At 63.5% G+C, this 18,596-nt stretch carries 20 protein-coding genes and 1 pseudogene; 12 read left to right on the top strand and 9 right to left on the bottom strand.

All coding sequences use genetic code 11. The features are described from left to right. Positions 1-262 precede the first annotated feature (262 nt). The 5 genes and pseudogenes from BC1002_RS03335 to BC1002_RS03350 all read right to left on the bottom strand — a co-directional run. Positions 263-379, bottom strand: a pseudogene (locus BC1002_RS03335) (rhodanese-like domain-containing protein); the annotation flags it as partial. Between the two features lie 16 nt (positions 380-395). Beyond that, entirely contained in the window at positions 396-821 is a 426-nt protein-coding gene (locus BC1002_RS39700; protein ID WP_375791796.1) for an STY0301 family protein, read from the bottom strand. Next, a complete protein-coding gene (locus BC1002_RS03340; RefSeq protein ID WP_013088666.1) occupies positions 815-1,210 on the bottom strand; it encodes a BPSL0067 family protein in 396 nt (131 codons plus the stop codon). Before BC1002_RS03340 ends, BC1002_RS39700 begins: the two co-directional genes overlap by 7 nt. Before the next feature lie 237 nt (positions 1,211-1,447). Next, complete coding sequence (locus BC1002_RS03345) at positions 1,448-1,771, bottom strand: rhodanese-like domain-containing protein (RefSeq protein WP_013088667.1); 324 nt, start codon at positions 1,769-1,771, stop codon at positions 1,448-1,450. A gap of 88 nt (positions 1,772-1,859) precedes the next feature. After that, positions 1,860-2,513: a protein-L-isoaspartate O-methyltransferase family protein gene (locus BC1002_RS03350; protein ID WP_013088668.1), complete on the bottom strand. Its 654-nt coding sequence runs from the start codon at positions 2,511-2,513 to the stop codon at positions 1,860-1,862. Positions 2,514-2,799: 286 nt separating this feature from the next. Here BC1002_RS03350 and BC1002_RS03355 point away from each other — a divergent pair, with 286 nt between their 5' ends. The 6 genes from BC1002_RS03355 (at position 2,800) to BC1002_RS03380 (ending at position 9,721) form a co-directional block, all read left to right on the top strand. Continuing rightward, positions 2,800-3,888, top strand: a complete 1,089-nt coding sequence (locus tag BC1002_RS03355; protein ID WP_013088669.1) for a LacI family DNA-binding transcriptional regulator — start codon at positions 2,800-2,802, stop codon at positions 3,886-3,888. A 3-nt stretch (positions 3,889-3,891) separates the two neighbouring features. Then, on the top strand, positions 3,892-5,379 hold the full coding sequence (locus tag BC1002_RS03360) for a sugar ABC transporter ATP-binding protein (protein ID WP_013088670.1): 1,488 nt from the start codon (positions 3,892-3,894) through the stop codon (positions 5,377-5,379). Beyond that, positions 5,360-6,373 carry an ABC transporter permease gene (locus tag BC1002_RS03365; RefSeq protein WP_013088671.1) on the top strand — a complete coding sequence of 338 codons (1,014 nt, stop codon included), beginning with the start codon at positions 5,360-5,362 and terminating at the stop codon, positions 6,371-6,373. Before BC1002_RS03360 ends, BC1002_RS03365 begins: the two co-directional genes overlap by 20 nt. Positions 6,374-6,473: 100 nt before the next feature. Further along, positions 6,474-7,436 carry a substrate-binding domain-containing protein gene (locus BC1002_RS03370; RefSeq protein WP_013088672.1) on the top strand — a complete coding sequence of 321 codons (963 nt, stop codon included), beginning with the start codon at positions 6,474-6,476 and terminating at the stop codon, positions 7,434-7,436. A gap of 67 nt (positions 7,437-7,503) precedes the next feature. After that, entirely contained in the window at positions 7,504-8,553 is a 1,050-nt protein-coding gene (locus tag BC1002_RS03375) for a sugar phosphate isomerase/epimerase family protein (RefSeq protein ID WP_013088673.1), read from the top strand. Between the two features lie 16 nt (positions 8,554-8,569). Further along, positions 8,570-9,721: a Gfo/Idh/MocA family protein gene (locus BC1002_RS03380; protein ID WP_013088674.1), complete on the top strand. Its 1,152-nt coding sequence runs from the start codon at positions 8,570-8,572 to the stop codon at positions 9,719-9,721. Positions 9,722-9,760: 39 nt separating this feature from the next. Here BC1002_RS03380 and BC1002_RS03385 read toward each other — a convergent pair whose 3' ends face one another. Next, entirely contained in the window at positions 9,761-10,021 is a 261-nt protein-coding gene (locus BC1002_RS03385; RefSeq protein WP_008921314.1) for a hypothetical protein, read from the bottom strand. Between the two features lie 92 nt (positions 10,022-10,113). On the opposite strand from BC1002_RS03385, the gene BC1002_RS03390 reads away from it, so the two are divergent. Continuing rightward, positions 10,114-10,371 (top strand): hypothetical protein, encoded by a 258-nt coding sequence (locus BC1002_RS03390; RefSeq protein ID WP_013088675.1) that lies wholly within the window; start codon positions 10,114-10,116, stop codon positions 10,369-10,371. A 41-nt stretch (positions 10,372-10,412) separates the two neighbouring features. Beyond that, positions 10,413-11,177, top strand: a complete 765-nt coding sequence (locus BC1002_RS03395) for a bestrophin-like domain (protein WP_013088676.1) — start codon at positions 10,413-10,415, stop codon at positions 11,175-11,177. A gap of 12 nt (positions 11,178-11,189) precedes the next feature. Here the strand turns inward: BC1002_RS03395 and BC1002_RS03400 are convergent, their stop codons facing one another. From BC1002_RS03400 to BC1002_RS03410, 3 genes are all read right to left on the bottom strand, one after another. Next, positions 11,190-11,954, bottom strand: a complete 765-nt coding sequence (locus BC1002_RS03400; RefSeq protein WP_013088677.1) for a ParA family protein — start codon at positions 11,952-11,954, stop codon at positions 11,190-11,192. A 177-nt stretch (positions 11,955-12,131) separates the two neighbouring features. Beyond that, positions 12,132-13,301 (bottom strand): ABC transporter substrate-binding protein, encoded by a 1,170-nt coding sequence (locus BC1002_RS03405; RefSeq protein ID WP_013088678.1) that lies wholly within the window; start codon positions 13,299-13,301, stop codon positions 12,132-12,134. Positions 13,302-13,352: 51 nt separating this feature from the next. Continuing rightward, a complete protein-coding gene (locus BC1002_RS03410) occupies positions 13,353-14,294 on the bottom strand; it encodes a CysB family HTH-type transcriptional regulator (RefSeq protein WP_013088679.1) in 942 nt (313 codons plus the stop codon). A gap of 243 nt (positions 14,295-14,537) precedes the next feature. On the opposite strand from BC1002_RS03410, the gene BC1002_RS03415 reads away from it, so the two are divergent. The 4 genes from BC1002_RS03415 (at position 14,538) to cysD (ending at position 18,589) form a co-directional block, all read left to right on the top strand. Then, positions 14,538-16,217: a nitrite/sulfite reductase gene (locus BC1002_RS03415; RefSeq protein WP_013088680.1), complete on the top strand. Its 1,680-nt coding sequence runs from the start codon at positions 14,538-14,540 to the stop codon at positions 16,215-16,217. 21 nt (positions 16,218-16,238) lie between these two features. After that, positions 16,239-16,784, top strand: coding sequence for a DUF934 domain-containing protein (locus tag BC1002_RS03420; RefSeq protein WP_013088681.1), 546 nt, complete (start codon positions 16,239-16,241; stop codon positions 16,782-16,784). Beyond that, a complete protein-coding gene (locus BC1002_RS03425) occupies positions 16,781-17,527 on the top strand; it encodes a phosphoadenylyl-sulfate reductase (protein WP_013088682.1) in 747 nt (248 codons plus the stop codon). The genes BC1002_RS03420 and BC1002_RS03425 overlap by 4 nt, the downstream gene beginning before the upstream one ends. Positions 17,528-17,626: 99 nt before the next feature. Continuing rightward, complete coding sequence (gene cysD / locus BC1002_RS03430) at positions 17,627-18,589, top strand: sulfate adenylyltransferase subunit CysD (RefSeq protein WP_013088683.1); 963 nt, start codon at positions 17,627-17,629, stop codon at positions 18,587-18,589. Positions 18,590-18,596: the final 7 nt, after the last annotated feature.

The raw sequence follows: 18,596 nt of genomic DNA on the forward strand, positions 1-18,596 counted from the left end.
CATCGCTGAAATTCTTTTCCAAGATTTCGTAGCGTGTCGGCTTACAGACGCTATATGTTGAATTCCATTCAATTGTGTTGGCTCGCAGGTAGAGCGCACCGGAACACGCACGACCTGTTCCCTCAAAATGCCCTTTAAAACCGACTTCGGCGCCAATCGCTATGCTTGATATGCAGTATAGAATGATGCACATCGCCGTAATTTTCACTGAGCACATAATGCATCCTTGCGCCGCTTCAACGCGCTGCCTTCGCGCCAAACCTCAATAAGTCGGAACCGACGGATCGACCTGACGCGACCATGCGTCGATCCCACCTTGCAGATTGAACACGTTGGCATGTCCGCGCGATTCGAGGAACATCGCGACCTGCACGATGCGCTGCTCGCGAGCCTGACTAGTCGCAGCTAATCTTCTTGACGACTCCATCCGGGCCATAAACAAGCTGGCATTCTTTATAGGAAGCGGGTAGTTGCCTTGTAAGCACGATGCCAGTGCCCTCATATCGACACCCGAGCCAGACCGGGATACCGCTTGATCGAAAGCGCCACCGGGCTATTCGGTCGTGGCCCGTCAAGGCTGTGTCGCTAGTAGGGACGATGCTTGCGTTCTTTTTAGGATCATCATCGAAGAATGTTATCCCCTGCAAAAAGCGAGGTGACGTGTCCACTTGGGGAGTCCATTCTTGGGATATCGGTTGACTCAATGACTCATTGACTGAAATCGATGGCAAGCACGTCAATTCCGTTGCGCAAGCCTGATTCGTGAGAGCGGCGCCAAGTGACGCGATCACCGCTACCGCAAAAAGATTTGATTTCACCATTCGATCACCGAGAAAGCATTCGCATCGTTGCTCAAGCCACCGGAGTGCGGGTGCCAATAAATGGTTCGCCGGCGTACCTGATTCTGACTGTTCCACTGATCCATGACCTGAATACCACTAGCGTCCTGTCCGAGATAGATAGCAGCGTGCTTGCCCGTACTTCCGTGTTGCGGATACCGGCCGCCCACAAACGTTGCAATAGCGGTTCCCGGCGGGACCGGATCTGTTTGACCAGGCGCCACCTTCACGATTTTCATGCCCTCGCGCCACACCGCTGTATTGGGTGCGTTCAAAGTTTGCCGGATGAACTCAACGCACTCGGTATGACCTTTTGCATTGGGAAAGCGCTTTCTGCTGTAGGTCGTCGCGTTGGCTAATATGTGACGCATATCGATTGTCTCGTCGTGACTATAAAGCCTCGAAGGCTACGCGCGAAACTCCACCGTACATATGGGCATACTCCTAAAAGATATGGCTGCATAACGCGTCAGCAAAAACAAAGACCCCGCAAGCCAAAACCTTGGCTTGCGGAGTCTTTGCCCCCATTCAGGCGCAGCACAAAAGAAAAACGGCGCAAGGACCATCAGCCCTTGCGCCGCTTCAACGCGCTACCTTCGCGCCAAACCTCAATAAGTCGGAACCGACGGATCGACCTGACGCGACCACGCGTCGATGCCGCCTTGCAGATTGAACACGTTGGTATGTCCGCGCGATTCGAGGAACATCGCGACCTGCGCACTGCGCGCGCCGTGATGGCAAATGCAGACGATCTGCGCGTCGTCATCGAGCTCTTCGCTGCGCGCGGGAATCTCGCGCATCGGAATCGACACGATGCCGGCCATCGACGCGGTTTGCAGTTCCCACGGCTCGCGCACGTCGAGCAGCACGGGTGCGGGACGCGAGGTATCGGCGAGCCATTCGGCGAGTGCGGGAGCGGTCAGATTTTGCATCAGCGTGACATCCAGTTCGTGGGACGGCGGCTTGCTCGCCGCCCGTCCAGATCAACAATACAACTCGCAGCGCAGCGAAAATCGCCGCTCAGAACCTGAACCGCGCCGGCTGCACTGCATTGGCGAGCGGCTCGACATAGGTTTCGAACACGTCGGAGATCCGGTATTGCTTCTCGTCGATGCGCGTGATGATTTGCGCCTTCATCACCGGCGCGCTGCCGACGAACGCCGCGAGACGGCCGCCGACCTTCAGCTGTTCGAGGATTTCCTGCGGCAGCACCGGCAGACCGCCCGACACGCAGATCACGTCGTACGGTGCCGCGCCGGTCCAGCCGCGCGAAGCGTCGCCGGTCGCGACTTCGACGTTCAGCACGCCGTTGGCGATCAGGTTGCTCTTCGCGAGTTCGGCCAGTTCCGGTTCGATGTCGACGGTCAGCACGTGTTGCGCGCGATGCGCGAGCAGCGCCGCCATGTAACCCGAGCCCGCGCCGATTTCGAGCACGCTTTCGTGCTTCTTCACCGCCAGCTCCTGCAGCACGCGCGCCTCGACGCGCGGCGCCAGCATGTGCTGGCCGGCCGGCAGCGGCACTTCGAAGTCGGCGAAAGCGAGGTCGCGGTAAGCGGCGGGAACGAAATTCTCACGTTTGACGATCGACAGCAGATTCAGCACGTCCTGGTCGAGCACTTCCCAGGGGCGGATCTGCTGTTCGATCATGTTGAAACGCGCTTGCTCGATGTTCATGGTGGATTCGGCGGTTTTGGTTTGGCGAGCGGGCGACGATTGCCGCTGACTTTTGTCCTGACCCGGCCACGGCGGATTGCCGGCGGCCGCGGCCTCCGAAAGGCGTTCGCTTGCAAGCCGCGTCAGGGGAACTGCGGGATTGTACCAAATGGCGGACTCGCGCCGGACGCTCACGGGCAAGCGCCAGGCCGGTCCGCCCCCGTGTTAATCCCTAGCGATCCGTCCTTGCGATTCGCATCGCCATCGCCACAAAATGTAATCGATTACATTTGTGCTGCGAGGTCGTGTGTCCCGAACGCCGTCCCGATCGTCGCCGACCGCGTCGTCCGGCGCGACCAGTCAACCGCTACGTCAGCCGCAGAGGCGCTGGCCGCGCACGGCCGATGGGCCGTCGATCGCGGGCGTGGCCGAGCAGGCGGGCGTGTCGGTCGCGACGGTGTCGCGCGTGCTGAACGGCCACGACAACGTGCGGCCCGCCACGCGCGACAAGGTGCTCGCCGCGATCGACGCGAGCGGCTACCGCGTCAACGAACTCGCGCGCAATCTGCGCACCGCCGAGAGCCGCCTGCTGCTGACGATGGTGCCCGACTTCGGCAATCCGTTTTACGCGGAGATCGTGCGCGGCATCGACAGCGTTGCGCGTCAGCACGGCTACTTCATGCTGCTATGCGACACCGGCGCGGACCCGGGGCGCGAGCGCAGCTACTTCGACATGCTGCGGCGCCGCCGCGCGGACGGCGCGATCTGCCTCGATCCGGCGACGATCCAGCAGGCGCTCGGCGAGGCGTCGCAGGCGCTGCCGTGGGTCGCGTGCTGCGAGTTCGATCCGGAGATGGGCGTGCCGTACGTCGGCATCGACAACTACCGCGCGGCCGGCGACGCGGTGCGCCATCTGCTCGCGCGCGGTCACCGGCGCATCGGTCTGATCAATTCCGACGTCAACTATCTGTATGCGCGCCAGCGTCAGCAGGGCTACCTCGACGCGTTGAGCGACGCGGGCATAGCGCCCGACCCGCGCTGGCGCATGAATCTGAACAGCCTCGACTACGAGGCGGGCGCGTCGGCCGCGGCCGGGCTGATGCAGGAGCCGGACGCGCCGAGCGCGATCTTCGCGGTGTCGGACACGCTCGCGATCGGTGTGATCCACGGCTTGCGCAGCGTCGGCAAGCGCGTGCCCGACGACGTCGCGGTGGCCGGCTTCGACGACATCTCTGTGGCCGCGCAGATCGATCCGCCGCTGACGACGATCGCGCAGCCGATGCGCGAACTCGGCGAGACCGCCGCGCGTCTGCTGCTGCAACGCCTCGCGAATCCGCAGGCCAACGTGCCGGGCGTGCTGCTGCCGCATCGTCTCGTGATCCGTGGGAGTGCGTGAGCCATGAGCCTTGCGATCCGCTTCGACGACATCCGCAAGGACTTCGGCCCGGTGCGCGTGCTGCACGGCGTGAGCTTCGAGCTCGCGCCCGGCCGCATCTACGGTCTGCTCGGCGAGAACGGCGCGGGCAAGTCGACGCTGATGAAAATCCTCGCCGGTTATGAAACGGCAACCTCGGGCAACGTGCTGGTCGATGGCCACGCACAGCGCTTCGCCGGTTCGCGCGACGCCGAGGCGCAGGGCATCGTGCTGATCCACCAGGAGTTCAACCTCGCCGAGCATCTGACGATCGCGCAGAACATGTACCTCGGCCATGAGAAGCGCCGCGGCTGGTTCGTCGACGACGCCGCGATGCGCAGCGACGCCGCGCGCTATCTCGCCCAGGTCGGGCTCGAGCGCGCGCCGGACACTAAGGTGCGCGAGCTGATCGTCGCGGAAAAGCAGATGGTCGAGATCGCGAAGGCGCTGTCGCGCCGCGCACGTCTGTTGATCATGGACGAGCCGACCGCGACGCTGACGCCCGCCGAAACCGAACGGCTGTTCGCGCTGATGCTGAAGCTGAAGGCCGATGGGGTGACGATCGTCTACATCTCGCACAAGCTCGATGAAGTGGAGCGCATCACCGACGAAGTGATCGTGATGCGCGACGGCCGCTTCGTCGCGCGCGGTGAAACCGCGGGGCTCGCGCGCCAGCAGATGGCGAACCTGATGGTCGGGCGCGACGTGTCCGACATGTTCCCCGACAAGCAGACGGTGCCCGCCGACACGCCGGTCGCGTTGCGTGTGAACGGCCTGACGGTACCCGACTGGGTCGAGGATCTGAGCTTCGACGTGCGCGCGGGCGAAGTGCTCGGCTTCGCCGGTCTCGTCGGCGCGGGCCGCACCGAGGCGTTCGAAGCGATCATCGGCTTGCGCAAGCGCGCGGGCGGCACGATCGAAATCGCCGGCCGGGCAGTCGATCTGAAAAACCCACGCGACGCGATGCGCCACGGTCTCACGTATCTGAGCGAGGACCGCAAGGGCAAAGGCCTGCACGTCAACATGAGCCTGCAGGACAACGTCACGCTGATGACGCTCGAACGCTACGCGCATCCGCTGCTCGACCTGAAAGCGGGGCGCGCGGCGTTGCAGAAGGCCGTCGGCGAATTCGGCATCCGTACCGGCGACCTGTCGAGCCGCGCGCGCATGCTGTCTGGCGGCAACCAGCAGAAGCTCGCGCTCGCGAAGTTCCTGCAGCCGGACCCGAACGTGATCGTGCTCGATGAACCGACACGCGGTGTCGACGTCGGCGCGAAACGTGACATCTACTTCCTGATTCATCGTCTCGCCGCGCAGGGCCGCGCGGTGATCGTCATTTCATCCGAACTGATCGAGCTGATCGGCTTGTGCCATCGCGTCGCCGTGATGCGCGCGGGACACCTGCAAGCGACGCTGACGCTCGAGCATCTGACCGAAGAGGAGTTGATCGCTCATGCGACCGGCACCCACTGAAGCCGTGCAATCACGGCGCGCGCTGCGCGTCGCGCAGCGGCTCTACACGCTCGGGCCGCTCGCCGGGCTGATCGTGCTGTGCATCGTCGGCACGCTGCTCAATCGCGACTTCGCGACGCTCGACAACCTGATGAACGTGCTCACGCGCACGTCGTTCATCGGCATCATCGCGGTCGGCATGACCTTCGTGATCATCTCGGGCGGCATCGATCTGTCGGTCGGCTCGATGGCCGCGTTGATCGCCGGCATCATGATCTGGCTGATGAACGGGCTCGCGGCCGGTGCTACCGGTCATGCGCTGCCGCCGTTGCTGATCGTGACGATCGGCATCGTCGCGGCCTTCGTGCTCGGCGCGCTGTTCGGCTGCGCGCATGGGCTGCTGATCACCAAAGGGCGCATCGAGCCGTTCATCGTCACGCTCGGCACGCTGGGGATTTTTCGCGCGGTGCTCACATGGCTCGCCGATGGCGGCGCGCTGACGCTCAATGATTCTCTCTCCAATCTGTATGGTCCCGTCTATTACGCGAGCCTGTTCGGTGTGCCGGTGCCGATCTGGGTATTTCTCGTGGTCGCGGCGGGCGGCGCGCTGATCCTGAATCGCACCGCGTTCGGCCGGCACGTGCAGGCGATCGGTTCGAACGAACAGGTCGCGCGTTATGCGGCGATTCGCGTCGATACGGTCAAGATCGTTACGTATGTGTTGCTCGGGATCTGCGTGGGCGTGGCTACCGTGCTTTACGTGCCGCGCCTCGGCTCCGCCACGCCGACCACGGGCCTGTTGTGGGAACTCGAAGCGATTGCGTCGGTGGTGGTCGGCGGCACCGCGCTGAAGGGCGGCGAGGGACGCGTGATCGGCACCGTGATCGGCGCGATCCTGTTGTCGGTGATCGCGAATATCCTGAACCTGACCAGCATCATCAGCGTGTATCTGAACGCGGCGGTGCAGGGCGTCGTGATTATCTTCGTCGCGTTCGTGCAGCGTGGGCGGCGGTAGACGTGCGTTTCAAGCAGGCGTAGCAAGGCAGGCGCGGTAAACCAACGGCAGGTCCGAAAAATCGGGGCGAGCGAACGCCTCATGATTGGAGACACACACCATGAAGCAAGTCATTCGAGCGATCGGCGCCGGCGTGCTGGCGTTGGGGATGCTGGGCACGAGCGGCGCGGCGCGCGCCGACGACAAGGTCACGCTGGGCGTCGCGATTCCGACGGCCGATCACGGCTTTACCGGCGGCATCGTCTGGTGGGCGAACAAGGCGAAGGAGGATCTCGAGAAGGCGCATCCCGATCTGAAAGTGATCGTGAAAACGGCGGCCAACGCGCCCGAGCAGGCGAACCAGTTGCAGGATCTGGTGACGGTCAACAAGATCAACGCGCTCGTGATCTTCCCGTACGAATCGGCGACGCTGACACAGCCGGTCGAGCAGGTGAAGCGTAAAGGCGTGTACGTGACGGTGGTCGATCGCGGCCTGACGAACACCAGTGCGCAGGATGCCTACGTGGCCGGCGACAACACCGCGTTCGGCAAGATTCCGGCCGAGTATCTGGCGAAGGCGCTCGACGGCAAGGGCAACGTCGTCGCGCTGCGCGGCATTCCGACCACGCTCGACAACGAGCGCTGGACCGCCTTCACCGGCGTGATGAAAAACTATCCGGACATCAAGATTCTCGACGCGAAGTACGCGAACTGGAATCGCGACGACGCGTTCAAGGTGATGCAGGACTACCTGACGCGCTTCAAGCACATCGACGCCGTGTGGGCCGCCGACGACGACATGGCGGTCGGCGTGCTGAAGGCGATCGATCAGGCCAAGCGCAACGACATCAAGATCGTGTTCGGCGGCGCGGGCTCGAAGGGCATGGTGAAGAACGTGATGGACGGCGCGCCGATGATCAAGGCCGATGTGTCGTACTCGCCGAAATTCATCTACGACGCGATCAAGCTGACGGCCGAAGCGCGGCTCAAGGGCGACAAGCTGCCGCCGACGACGATCATTCCGTCGGTGCTGATCACGAAGGAAAACGCCCAGCAGTTCTATTTCCCCGACTCGCCGTTCTGAGCGGCGCTCCGAGCATCGTCTAACGCGCGCGGGCCCGGCCCGCGCGCAACGTTCGAGGAACCGTACGATGAAAACCATCAAAGGGCCAGCGATTTTTCTCGCGCAATTCATGGGCGACGACGTGCCGTTCGACAACCTCGCGCATCTCGCCGAATGGGCCGCGGGTCTGGGCTTCAAGGGCATCCAGGTGCCGTGCGACGCGCGCCTGATCGATCTTGAGAAAGCCGCCGCGAGCGACGCGTACTGCGACGAACTGCGCGAGACCGTGGACAACGCGGGCGTCGCGATCACCGAACTATCGACGCATCTGCAGGGCCAACTGGTCGCCGTGCATCCGGCTTACGACACGCTGTTCGACGGCTTCGCCGCGCCGCACGTGCGCGGCAAGCCGGCGGCGCGCACCGAGTGGGCGATCGCGCAGATGAAGCTCGCGGCGCAGGCGTCGCGTCGCTTGGGCCTGAGTACGCACGTGTCGTTTTCGGGCGCGCTCGCGTGGCCGTATATCTACCCGTGGCCGCAGCGGCCGGCCGGTCTCGTCGAAACTGCGTTCGACGAACTCGCGCGCCGGTGGACGCCGATTCTCGATGCGTTCGACGCGGCCGGGGTCGACGTCTGCTACGAACTTCATCCGGGCGAAGACCTGCACGACGGCGTGACGTTCGAGCGCTTTCTCGCGACGGTCAAACAGCATCCGCGCGCGAACATCCTGTACGACCCGAGCCATTTCGTGCTGCAGCAACTCGACTATCTCGCGTTCATCGATATCTACCACGAGCGCATCAAGGCGTTTCATGTGAAGGACGCGGAGTTCCGTCCCACCGGCAAGCAGGGCGTGTACGGCGGGTATAGCGGCTGGGTCGAACGCGCGGGGCGCTTTCGTTCGCTCGGCGATGGGCAGATCGACTTCGGCGCGATCTTCTCGAAGATGGCGCAGTTCGATTTTCCGGGCTGGGCCGTGCTCGAATGGGAATGCGCGTTGAAGCATCCGCATGACGGCGCGCGCGAAGGCGCGGAGTTCATTCGCCGGCACATCATCCGCGTGGCCGAGCGTGCATTCGATGACTTCGCGGGCAGCGGTGTCGATACCGCGCAGTTGAAGAGCGTGCTGGGCATCTGACATGGGAGCGCAAACGATGCAGCGAAGAAGACTCAGGCTGGGCATGGTCGGCGGCGGGCAGGGCGCATTCATCGGCGCCGTGCATCGGATCGCCGCGCGGCTCGACGATCGTTTCGAACTGGTGGCGGGCGCGCTGTCGTCCGATCCCGAGCGCGCGCGGGCGAGCGCCGTCGAAGCGGGTATCGCGCGCAGCTACGCGGACTGGCGCGAGATGGCGCGCGCCGAGGCCGCGCGCGACGACGGCATCGACGCGGTCGCGATCGTTACGCCGAATCATCTGCATGCGCCGGTCGCGACGGCGTTTCTCGAAGCGGGCATTCACGTGATCTGCGATAAGCCGCTGGCGGTTTCGCTCGCCGAAGGCGAAGCGCTCGCGAAGCTCGCGCAGTCCACAAAGCGCCTCTTTGCGGTGACCCATACCTATTCGGGCTACCCGCTGGTGCGGCATGCACGCGAGCTGGTCGAAGGTGGCGAGCTGGGCGAGATACGCGTCGTGCAGGTCGAGTATGCACAGGACTGGCTCGCCGAGCCGCTCGAAACGGGCGGCGCGAACAAGCAGGCGGGCTGGCGCACCGATCCGGCGTTGGCGGGGCCGGCCGGGTGCCTCGGCGATATCGGCACGCACGCCTATCAGCTGGCCGCCTTCGTGACGGGGACGATGCCGCGCGCGCTATCGGCCGAGCTGCACACGTTCGTGCCGGGGCGTCGTATCGACGATCACGTGCAGGCGATGCTGCGTTATGCGAACGGCGCGCGCGGCATGTTGTGGGCGAGCCAGGTGGCGAGCGGCGCGGAAAACGCGCTGCGCTTGCGCGTGTATGGCACGAAGGCGGGACTCGCGTTCGATCAGGAGGAGCCGAACGCGTTGTGGTTCACGCCACTGGGCGGCGCTGCCGAACGATTGACGCGCGCGCGAGTGAAAAGCCCGGTTGCCGCGCATGCGACGCGCGTGCCGGCCGGGCATCCGGAAGGCTATCTGGAAGCGTTCGCGCAGTTGTACAAGGATGCGGCGTTGCAGATCGATGCACTGAACGAAGGTCGCGCACCGCCGGCGGAAAGCCTGTTGTTGACGACGGTCGATGATGGCGTCGACGGTTTGCGGTTTATCGACGCGGTGCTGAAAAGCAGTGCGGCGGATGGACGGTGGGTGGAGATCGAAGGGGCGTAGAGCGTTGCAACGAAGCGCAAGGTCGGCGATGCCGCAGCGTCAACCGCCCTTGCTTTTCTTGATCTGCGCTTCGAATGCGATATCGAGCTTGCTGGCCTTGCGCGGTTTCTGCGGGCCGTAGGCGTCGACGAACTTGACGAAGTCGTCGAGCGTCAGCGGGTCGGATACTTTCTTGTCGACGCCGCTCGATTTGTCGACCAGATAGAACAGGCCGCCGGACAGACTGATCGCGGCGAAGCGCGGGTTGCCGGTGCGCGTTTTCAGGCGCTCGACGGCGTGGATGGCTCGGGTGGTGCGCATGATGGGGACTGCGGCCGCTGATCGAAGAGAGAGCGTTACTTTAACAATTTTGCTGACGGTGTGCGGTTGGCACCCACGCACGACAACACCCGATGAGCCTCGACCCGCTCAGCGACGGCAAGATCATCGATAGCTGGCAGCGCAACGCGTCGCCGTGGACGAATGCGGTGCGCGCGGGTGAGATCGACAGCCGCCGACTGGTCACCGATCAGGCCGTACTCGACGCGATCCTCGCTTGCGACCCGGCCACGGTCCTCGACCTGGGCTGTGGAGAAGGGTGGCAAGAGCCTTTGCATCCGCGAACCGGCAAACCGGCGTCGGTGATTTTCCGCGCGGGGGCGACCGGTTAGCCGGCCGCGTCTAACACAGATGTCCGAAACGGAGGCATTGCATGCAAGCATTGGTCGATCGTCCTGGCACGCTGTTCGTGATACTGCTGGTCGCTTTCATCGGCGCGATCACTTTTGGCGCATTGGCGCTTCGACGCGTTTTCGCACTGAAGAGCGAGGAGCGCGAAGATTTCACGATCGTGGAGACGTCGACGTTGACATTGCTCGCGCTGCTGATCGGCTTCAATCTGTCGATGGCGGTCAACCGCTACGACCAGCGCAAGAACCTGGAAGAAAACGAAGCGAACGCGATCGGCACCGAGTACGTCCGGGCCGATGTGCTCGCGCCGCCCGTCAGCGCGCAGATCAAGGCTGAATTGACGCATTACGCGCAATTGAGACTCGCCCATTTTCAAACACGAGACGCGCAGGAAATCGCTCGCATCGAGGCAGACACAGCGAAGTCTCAGGCCGCGCTGTGGCGCCTCGCGGCACAGGTCGCGAAGGATCACCCGACGCCGATCGGCGCCGTCGTGATGACCGGCATGAACGACATCCTCAACTCGCAGGACTATTCCCAGGCGGCGCTGTTGAACCGGATTCCGCTGGGCGCGTGGACGCTGATGATCCTGATCGGGTTATTTGCGTGCGTCGTGCAGGGTTATGGAGCGAGAGGCAGCGTTCGACGAGGCATCCTGATCATCGTGCTGCCCATCACGGTTGCGCTGTCGCTGACGCTGATCGCGGACATCGACAGTCCGCGAGGCGGGATCATTCATATCGAGCCGCAAAACCTCACCCGGCTGCTGAGGTCGCTGGGCCAATGACGCCGCCCGAGCTTATTCGCTCAACTCGCGATGCAACGCCCGATACTCCTGGGAAAGCTTATGCCCCGGATCGAGATGAATGACCGGCGTCGCCAGCTGATGCGACTCACGGATCTTCACCGACGATGACAAGCGCGACCCCAGCACCGGCAAGCCTTCACCGATCAGTTCGTCGACGAGCTTCTGCGGCAGGCTCGCGCGCGGCTGGAACTGGTTGATGACGATGCCTTCCACCTGCAGCGCGTCGTTGTGATCCTGCTGGATCTCCTTGACGTTTTCGAGCAGTGTGTAGAGCGCGCGACGCGAGAAGTCGTCGCAGTCGAACGGAATCAGACAACGCTCGACCGCGATCAGCGCCGAGCGCGTGTAGAAGTTCAGCGCGGGCGGCGTGTCGATGTAAATCGCGTCGTACATGTCGAGCTCGTTCAGCGCGTCGCGTAGCTTGTAGATCTTGTAGCGCGATTCGAGCTTGCCGTGCAGCGTGTCGAGGTCGGGATGCGCGGGCATCACGTCGAGATTCTCGAAGCGCGTCGGATGGATGAACGTGGTCGCTTCGACGGGCTTGAAACTGAAGCCGAGCGCGGTTTCGAAGAAGCCTGCGACAGTGGGGTGGACTTCGCTCGCCTGCGGGCCGAGCAGATACTGGGTCGAATTCGCCTGGGCATCGAGGTCGATCACCAGCGTGCGCAGCCCCTCGCTCGCGCTGATGGCCGCCAGGTTGCAGACGATGGTCGATTTGCCTACGCCACCTTTCTGATTGAATACAACGCGCCGCATGGTCTCCCCTTGAACGGAAGCAGTTACAAAGGGCCCAGCATACCTGAGTCGCGTGACGGCGCTGATTTTGCAGGGTTGTTCGGGACCGTTCGACGTGTTACCGCGCGGCCGCATCCACGAGGGCGGCCACACCAGTTCTACCGAAAGGCGGAGCGTCATCGACGCCCCACTGCCAGATCACTGACTCAGATAAACGAACTTGCCATTCTTGATGGTGCCCATCACGCTAGCGCGCTGATCGAGGCCGACGTGATCCTTCGGGCTCGTATTGACGACTCCGTTCGGCACGACCAGCTCATGCGCGTGCTCGAGTTCGTCGCGCAACGCGACGCGAAACGCCGGCGTGCCAGGCTGCGCGGTCTTCAACGCACGCGCGACGGCGTCCTGCAGGCGCGGGTACACGCCGGCCGCGTCGCCCGCGAACTGCGTGACGCTGCCGGGGCCATACTTCGCCTCGTACGCGTCGACGAACGCGAGCGCCGCCTTCTTCGACGGATGATCGGCCGGCAGCGTGCGCGCGACGACGACCGGCTGCGTCGGGAATAGCGTGCCTTCCACATCTTTGCCGCCGAGCTTGATGAACTCCGGCGTCGCGATGCCATGCGTCTGATAGATCGGCCCCTTGAAGCCGCGCTCGATCAGCGTGCGCTGCGGCAGCACCGTCGGCGTGCCCGCGCCGGCGATCAGGATCGCGTCGGGCTTCGCGGCCATCAGCTTCAGGATCTGGCCGGTCACGCTCGCGTCCGTGCGGTTGTAGCGCTCGGTCGCGACCAGCTGGACATGGCGCAGCGCTGCGAACTTGCTGAACTCGTTGAGCCAGCTTTCGCCATAGCCGTCCGCGAAACCGATGAAGCCGACCGTTTTCACGTTGTGATTCGACATGTAGCGCGTCATCACGTCGGCCATCGCGCTGTCGGTCTGCGCCATCTTGTAGGCCCACACCTTCTTGCCTTCCTGCGGCTCGACGACACTCGCCGAGCCGATCAGCGTGATCATCGGCGTCTGGCTGTCGGCGACCGGATCGAGCGCGGCCATCGCGGCCGGCGTGATGTTCGGGCCGACGACGACGTCGACGTGGTCCTCGTTGATCAGCTTGCGGATGTTGCGCACCGCGTTGCCGGGGTCGGATGCGTCGTCGAGGAAGATGTAGTCGGCTTTCTGGCCGGCGATCGTCTGGGGCCACATCAGCATCGCGTTCTTGCTGGTGATGCCGATCACGGCGGCCGGCCCGGTATTCGACAGATCGATGCCGACTTTCAGGTCGGCGTGCGCCGTGCCGGCGACGAGCAGCGCCGCGGCCGCGAGGCCGCGCAGGGTGTTGCGTACTTTATTGTTATGCAACTTCATCAGAAGTGTCTCCGTAGCGAGAGAGCGGTATGGAAGCGATAGGGAAGCGGTTCAAAGCTCATAGGTTTCGTGTTCGCCCTTCAGCGCCTGCTCGATCAGCTTGCGGTTAAGGCTCGGCGACAGCAGCTCGACGAGTGTGTACACGTAGCTGCGCAGATACGCGCCCTGTTTCAGCGCGACGCGCGTCACGTTGCTGCCGAACAGATGGCCGACCGGCATCGCGCGCAAATGGCGGTCGCGCTCGCCGTTGAACGCGATGTCGGCCATGATGCCGACGCCGAGGCCCAGCTCGACGTAGGTCTTGATCACGTCGGCGTCGATCGCCTCGAGCACGATGTCCGGATGCAGCCCGCGCAGGCGGAACGCCTCGTTGATCTTGGTGCGGCCGGCGAACGCGTTGTCGTAGGTAATCAGCGGGTACTGGGTCAGGTCGTCGAGCGACAGCAGCTTGCGGTCGAGCAGCGGATGGTCCGGCTGCATCACCGCGACGTGGTGCCACTGGAAGCAGGGCAGCGACACCAGATCCTTGTAGTTCGAGATCGCCTCGGTCGCGATCGCGAGGTCGGCCTGGTCGTGCAGCACCATTTCGGCGACCTGCGTCGGGCTGCCTTGCAGAATCGAAAGGTGGACCTTCGGGAAGCGCTTCTTGAACTCGGCGATCGCCGCCGGCAGCGAGTAACGCGCCTGCGTGTGGGTCGCGGCGATCGTCAGGTTGCCCTGATCCTGCGCCGCGTAGTCCTTGCCGACCCGCTTCAGGCTTTCCACTTCCTGCAGGATTTTCTCGATCGATTGCAATATGATGCGGCCCGGCTCGGTCAGCGAGCGCACGCGCTTGCCGTGGCGGGTGAAGATTTCGACGCCGAGTTCGTCCTCCAGCTCGATGATCGCCTTCGAGACCCCCGGCTGGCTCGTAAACAGCGCCTTGGCCGCTTCGGTGAGGTTGAAGTTCTGCCGCACAGCCTCGCGGACGAAGCGGAATTGGTGCAGGTTCATATATAACCTCGCCGCATATAAAAAGAATTTTTTAGTCGTTTGAAATATAAGGCGAGTTTATTACGATCTGTCCATCTTTTTCAATATGGATATCTGTATTTGTTATAAGCAAATGAGCGATGGGTCTAAACGCTTGCTTGCCACAGCTGACAAACACGGATATTCGAGCCGCGGCAGAACCGGAGCGCCGGCCGCCGGACCGTCGTGTGTCACGCAAGTTTCGAAAAAAATTGGGGTCCCCGAATGTACCAATACGATCAGTACGACCAGACCATCGTCGATGAACGGGTCGCGCAGTACGCCGATCAGGTTCGCCGCCGCTTGTCGGGCGAATTGAGCGAAGAGGAGTTCCGTCCGCTGCGCCTGCAGAACGGCCTGTACTACCAGCGCCACGCGTACATGCACCGCATCGCGATTCCGTACGGCAACCTGCGCAGCGATCAGATGCGCGTGCTTGCTCAGATCGCGCGTGAACACGACCGCGGCTACGGCCATTTCTCGACCCGCTCGAACATCCAGTACAACTGGATCAAGCTCGAAGAAACGCCGGAAATCCTGCGCAAGCTCGCCGCCGTGCAGATGCACGGCATTCAGACCTCGGGCAACTGCATCCGCAACATCACCGCCGATCAATTCGCCGGCGTCGCGCCCGACGAAGTCGTCGATCCGCGTCCGTGGGCCGAAATCCTGCGTCAATGGTCGACGTTCCACCCGGAATTCGCATGGCTGCCGCGTAAGTTCAAGATCGCCGTGTCCGGTTCGAAGGAAGACCGCGCGGCCGTGCAGATCCACGACATGGGCGTGTATCTGAAGAAGAACGCGCAAGGCGAACTGGTGGTCGACATTCTGGCGGGCGGCGGTTTGGGCCGCACGCCGATCGTCGGCGCGATCATCCGCCGCGATCTGCCGTGGCAGCATCTGCTGACCTACGCCGAAGCCGTGCTGCGTGTGTACAACCGCTACGGCCGCCGCGACAACATGTACAAGGCGCGGATCAAGATTCTGGTGAAGGCGCTGTCGCCGGAGAAGTTCTCCGCGCAGGTCGAGGAAGAGTGGCAGCACCTGAAGGACGGCCCGTCGACGCTGACGCAAGCCGAAGTCGATCGCGTGTCGCAGTACTTCGCGCCGCCCGCTTACGACAAGCTGCCTGACACCGATACGTCGTTCGAAAAGCATCTGCTGGAAAACCGCGCGTTCGCGCGCTGGGTCGAGCGCAACGTGCGTCCGCACAAGGTCGCGGGCTATGCGTCGGTCACGCTGTCGCTGAAGCCGAGCACGGTCGCGCCGGGCGATGCGACCGACGTGCAGATGGAAGCGGTCGCCGACTGGGCCGACGAGTACTCGTTCGGCCAGCTCCGCGTGTCGCACGAACAGAACCTGATTCTCGCCGACGTGAAGAAGCGCGACCTGTTCGCGCTGTGGGAAAAGGCCAAGGCGCAGGGTTTCGCGACGCCGAACATCGGCTTGTTGACCGACATCATCTCGTGCCCGGGCGGTGACTTCTGCTCGCTCGCGAATGCGAAGTCGATCCCGATCGCGCTCGCGATTCAGGAACGCTTCAACGATCTGGACTACGTGTACGACCTCGGCGACGTGTCGCTGAACATCTCGGGCTGCATCAACGCGTGCGGTCACCATCACGTCGGCAACATCGGCATTCTGGGCGTCGACAAGGACGGCTCCGAGTGGTACCAGGTGACGCTCGGCGGCGAGCAGGGTACGGGCGCGACCGGCGCTCATCTTGGCCGCGTGATCGGCCCGTCGTTCTCGGCCGAGGAAATGCCCGACGTGATAACCAAGGTGATCGATACGTTCGTGGACAACCGCCAGGAAGGCGAGCGTTTCATCGATACCTACACCCGCATCGGCATCACGCCGTTCAAGGAGCGCGTGTACGCCGCGCGTCAACCGGCACACGCGTAACCGCGAAAGGATACTGAACAGATGGCTTCTATCATCAAGAACCGCGACATCGTCAACGACGACTGGAGCGTCGTGCGTGCCGCGGAAGACGGCGCTTTGCCGACGGTGAGCGAACTGCCGGCCGGCAAGGTCATCGTGCCGCTGGTGCTGTGGCAGGCCGAGCGTGAAGCGCTGGTCGCCGCGCGCGGCGCCACCGAAATCGGCGTGTGGCTCGCGCCGGATAGCGAACCGGCGGACATCGCCGGCGACTTCGACAAGCTCGCGCTGATCGCCGTGGACTTCCCGGTGTTCCGCGACGGCCGCGGCTACAGCATCGGCCGTCTGCTGCGCGAGCGCTATGGTTACAAGGGCGAACTGCGCGCGATCGGCGACGTGCTGCGCGACCAGGTCAGGTTGATGTTCCGCTGCGGCTTCGACGCGTTCGCGGTGCGCGCGGACAAGGACATCAACGACGCGCTGAAGGCGTTCGACGATTTCACCGTGCAGTACCAGGGTGCCGTCGATGACCCGTCGCCGCTGTTCCGCCGCCGTGCCGCACAGGCTGGCGTCGACAAGGTGCCGGCATGAGCACCGCCCAATCGTTGAGCCCGGAGCTGGCGGCGAAGGTCGAGCGACTCGACGCGCTGCTCGATTCGATCGCCGCGCGTCACGCGAACGTAAAGCTCGCGAGCAGCCTCGCCGCCGAAGATATGCTGCTCACGCACGCAATCCTGTCGCGCGGCGTGAAGATCGGCATCTTCTCGCTGAACACGGGCCGTCTGCATGCGGAAACGCTCGGCATGCTCGATCGCGTGAAAGAGCGCTACGGTTACGACATCGAGCAGTTTCATCCGCAGGCGGCCGCGGTCGAGCAGTACGTCGGCGAACATGGCCTGAACGCGTTCTATGAAAGCGTCGAGCTGCGCAAGCGCTGCTGCGAGATCCGCAAGGTCGAGCCGCTCAATCGCGCGCTCGCCGACGTCAGCGCCTGGGTGACCGGGCAGCGCCGCGAGCAGTCGGTCACGCGTGCCGAGCTGCACGAGGAAGAGCACGACGGCGCGCGCAACATCGCCAAGTTCAACCCGCTCGCGGACTGGACCGAAGCCGAAGTCTGGGATTATCTTAAGGCGTTCGATGTGCCGGTCAATCCGCTGCATGCGCGCGGTTATCCGAGCATCGGCTGCGAGCCGTGTACGCGTGCGATCCGCCCCGGCGAAGACAGCCGGGCGGGGCGCTGGTGGTGGGAGTCGCGCGATACGAAGGAATGCGGCTTGCATATCACGGCGATTACCCCGATCGCGGTCGAGCGCAACGAAAACGCGCCGGCCTGAGCGCCGCGCACCGAGCTCGCACTCGACCGCCGCCGAAACCGATTTGAATACTTCCGCCCGCATGCATGCGCTTGCCGGCGAACCAACGAAGGACCCGCTATGAGCACCACGCTCGATTCCGCTGTCAACGCTCCGCTTGCCAACACGGTCAACCGGATGGATCACCTCGATTGGCTCGAAGCCGAGTCGATTCACATCCTGCGCGAACTGGTCGCCGAGTGCAGCAAGCCGGCGCTGCTGTTTTCGGGCGGCAAGGATTCCGTCGTGGTGCTCGCGCTTGCACTGAAGGCGTTCGGCCTCGGCGCGAACCGCAAGACGCAGCTGCCGTTCCCGCTCGTGCATATCGACACCGGTCATAACTACGACGAAGTGATCGACTTCCGCGATCGTCGCGCGCAGGAAATCGGCGCCGAACTGGTGGTTGGCCATGTCGAAGATTCGATCAAGCGCGGCACCGTGCGTCTGCGTCGCGAAACGGATTCGCGCAATGCCGCGCAAGCGGTCACGCTGCTCGAAACCATCGAGCAATACGGCTATACCGCGATGATCGGCGGTGCGCGCCGCGACGAAGAAAAGGCTCGCGCGAAAGAGCGCATCTTCTCGTTCCGCGACGAATTCGGCCAGTGGGACCCGAAGGCGCAGCGCCCGGAATTGTGGAGCCTGTACAACGCGCGTCTGCACAACGGCGAACACATGCGCGTGTTCCCGATTTCGAACTGGACCGAACTCGACGTGTGGCAGTACATCGCGCGTGAACAGCTCGAACTGCCGTCGATCTACTACGCGCATCAGCGCGAGATCGTGCGCCGCAACGGCCTGCTGGTGCCGGTCACGCCGCTCACGCCGATGCGCGAAGGCGAGACGAGCGAACAGGCACTGGTGCGTTTCCGCACGGTCGGCGACATCAGCTGCACATGCCCGGTCGAAAGCGACGCGGACGACATCGAGAAGATCATCGCCGAGACCGCCGTTACCGAAATCACGGAACGCGGCGCGACGCGGATGGACGATCAGGTCTCTGAAGCCGCGATGGAACAGCGCAAGAAGCAAGGTTATTTCTAAGCACACG

The sequence above is a fragment of the Paraburkholderia atlantica genome (assembly GCF_000092885.1).
GTDB classification, from domain to species: Bacteria; Pseudomonadota; Gammaproteobacteria; order Burkholderiales; family Burkholderiaceae; genus Paraburkholderia; species Paraburkholderia atlantica.